Source organism: Yinghuangia sp. YIM S10712, assembly GCF_051388935.1.
Lineage (GTDB): Bacteria > Actinomycetota > Actinomycetes > Streptomycetales > Streptomycetaceae > Yinghuangia.
Genome location: NZ_JBPKBI010000007.1, coordinates 115,610 through 117,726 on the forward strand (window position 1 = coordinate 115,610; position 2,117 = coordinate 117,726).

The window sequence follows — 2,117 nt, forward strand, 5'->3', positions numbered from 1 at the left end:
TGTGAGGCCCGGGCCCGGCGCCCGGGCCTCACACATGTCCGCGCCAAACTGAGACGTGAATCACTGGGCAGCGCGGAGACCGAACACCGTGTCGGGAACGTCGTAGGGGTGGAGCCGCGCGCGCATTGACACGTGTCGCGGCACGGGTTACGGCCGATTTTAGAGAAAGGCCAGTACCACCACACCCGACGAGAAGAAGGGATTCAGCGGTGAGATGTCCACATTGCGACTCGGGCAAGGTCATCACCCTCCCCTACGGCGACAAGAAATGCCGAAGCTGCGGTTTTCAGTGGCGGCCCGGTTCGTGATCCGGCCGTACTACCCGGTGCGCCGCAGGTGGTATCAAGGAAGCGTCTGCCCCGGGACTCGGGAAGGAGTGAGCCGACTTGAGCGACGAGCAGCACACTGCCACGGACCGGCCGCCGGTCAAGGACCTGCTTGAGGCCTACTGGCGAGGCGGCGTCGCCGACGCCGAACTCAAGGCCGCGCAGGACCGCGAGATGCAGGCCATACACGCACGCACCGAAGCGGTGATCTGCGGGAGTTGCGGTTCCCCGCGCGTCCGCCGCGACCCGGTCGGCGACTTGGTCTGCGACGAGTGCAACTCCCGTACCCGGCCGCCGTCGTCCCCGGACAAACCGCGCTGCGGCAAGTGCGGGTCAGGACGCATCCATACCCTCCCCTACGCCGACAAGAAGTGCCGCGACTGCGACCACCAGTGGCGGCCCAACCGGCACGGCCGGTAATCGGCCGAACACCGGCGGCGGGACGCCGCCGGCACCTTCACCGCGCGGGCGCCCGACTACCCGCGCCCTCCGGCCCCGCGCCTACCAGCCGGGGCGCGGCTCGTCTTCGGAGAGCTCCAGGAGCGCGAACCCGCCTCCGCCGCAGTTCCCGCAGACGTCCTCGTCCCGGCTTCCGCTGCCGTGGCAGACACCGCACAGCGCGTCGTGCCAGGTTGTGCCGTCGAGGGCGTAGTGCGGCGCCGGATAATGCGTGTCGGGCAGCAGGCACTCCACCCGCGTACGAGCATGACGGCGACCGCACAAGTCCTGCCCCGGTCGCCCACGGCGGTTCTCCACGATGGCGGCCTCCAACCCCTGCGCAACCCTCGATCCCCCGGACACCACGGTCCCTGGCCGTACCGAGAGGCAACGTACTCCCCCGCACCGACAACGCGTTCGCGCGCGGGACGAACTCACCACGGCAGCCCCGGCCCGAGATCGGCGACCACCACCGCGTGGTCCTGTCCGTGTGGCGGAAACCCGTCAAGCCGGCGCGGTGAACACGGTGATGACGTGGGCCGCGGCCTCGGCGACGAGGGCCTGGTTGTATTCCGCGTCGCGGGTGGTCTTGTTCGACATGACGGCGATGACGAACGGGTCGGCGGCCGGGGGCCACACGACGGCGATGTCGTTGACCGCGCCGAAGTTGCCGGTGCCGGTCTTGTCCGCGACCGTCCAACCCTTCGGCACGGCGGCGCGGATGCGCTGCGCACCCGTGGTGTTGCGTTCCAAGAGGTCGCGGAGGAAGGCGCGTCGGTCGGTGGGCAGGGCGTCGCCCAGCACGATCTTGCGGTAGTCGGTGCCGATGGCTCGCGGTGACGTGGTGTCGCGGGGGTCGTCCGGATTCGCCTCGGCGAGCGCCGGCTCGGTCCGGTCCATGCGGGTGACCGTGTCCCCCAGGCCGCGCGTGTACGCCGTGAACCCGGCCGGGCCGCCGATCTCCCGGAGCAGCAGATTGCCGGCTGTTCCGTCGCTGTACCGCACGGCGGCGTCGCACAGTTGACGGATCGTCATTCCGGTGGCCACGTGGTCCTTGGTGATGAACGAGCTCTTCATCAGGTCGTCGGCGCTGTAGGTGACAACCGTGTCGAGGTACGCCATGGGATTGCGGCTCAGGACCGCCGCCGCGGCCAACCCCTTGAACGTCGAACAGAACGCGAACCGCTCGTCGGCCCGGTGGGCGATCTCTTTTCCCGTCCCGACAGCGAGCGCGTAGACGCCCAGCCTTGCATCGAACTTCCGCTCTAGTTCGGCGAGTTCGTTGCTGCTGTCGACAAAGGGCGAGACGGGGGCGGGCGAAGCGGGGCCCGCCGGTTCGCCTGGCGGGGAACC

3 protein-coding genes are annotated in these 2,117 nt (G+C 69.4%); 1 reads left to right on the forward strand and 2 read right to left on the reverse strand.

Annotated elements, in window-relative coordinates; translation table 11 throughout:
- Window positions 1–386 precede the first annotated feature (386 nt).
- Window positions 387–746, forward strand: coding sequence for a hypothetical protein (locus tag ACRX5W_RS17070; RefSeq protein WP_436789014.1), 360 nt, complete (start codon window positions 387–389; stop codon window positions 744–746).
- An 81-nt stretch (window positions 747–827) separates the two neighbouring features.
- Here ACRX5W_RS17070 and ACRX5W_RS17075 read toward each other — a convergent pair whose 3' ends face one another.
- Together ACRX5W_RS17075 and bla are read right to left on the reverse strand one after the other, a co-directional pair.
- On the reverse strand, window positions 828–1,019 hold the full coding sequence (locus ACRX5W_RS17075; protein ID WP_436789015.1) for a hypothetical protein: 192 nt from the start codon (window positions 1,017–1,019) through the stop codon (window positions 828–830).
- A 249-nt stretch (window positions 1,020–1,268) separates the two neighbouring features.
- Window positions 1,269–2,117 (reverse strand): class A beta-lactamase (bla, locus tag ACRX5W_RS17080; protein ID WP_436789016.1); only part of this gene is annotated, 849 nt, incomplete at its 5' end.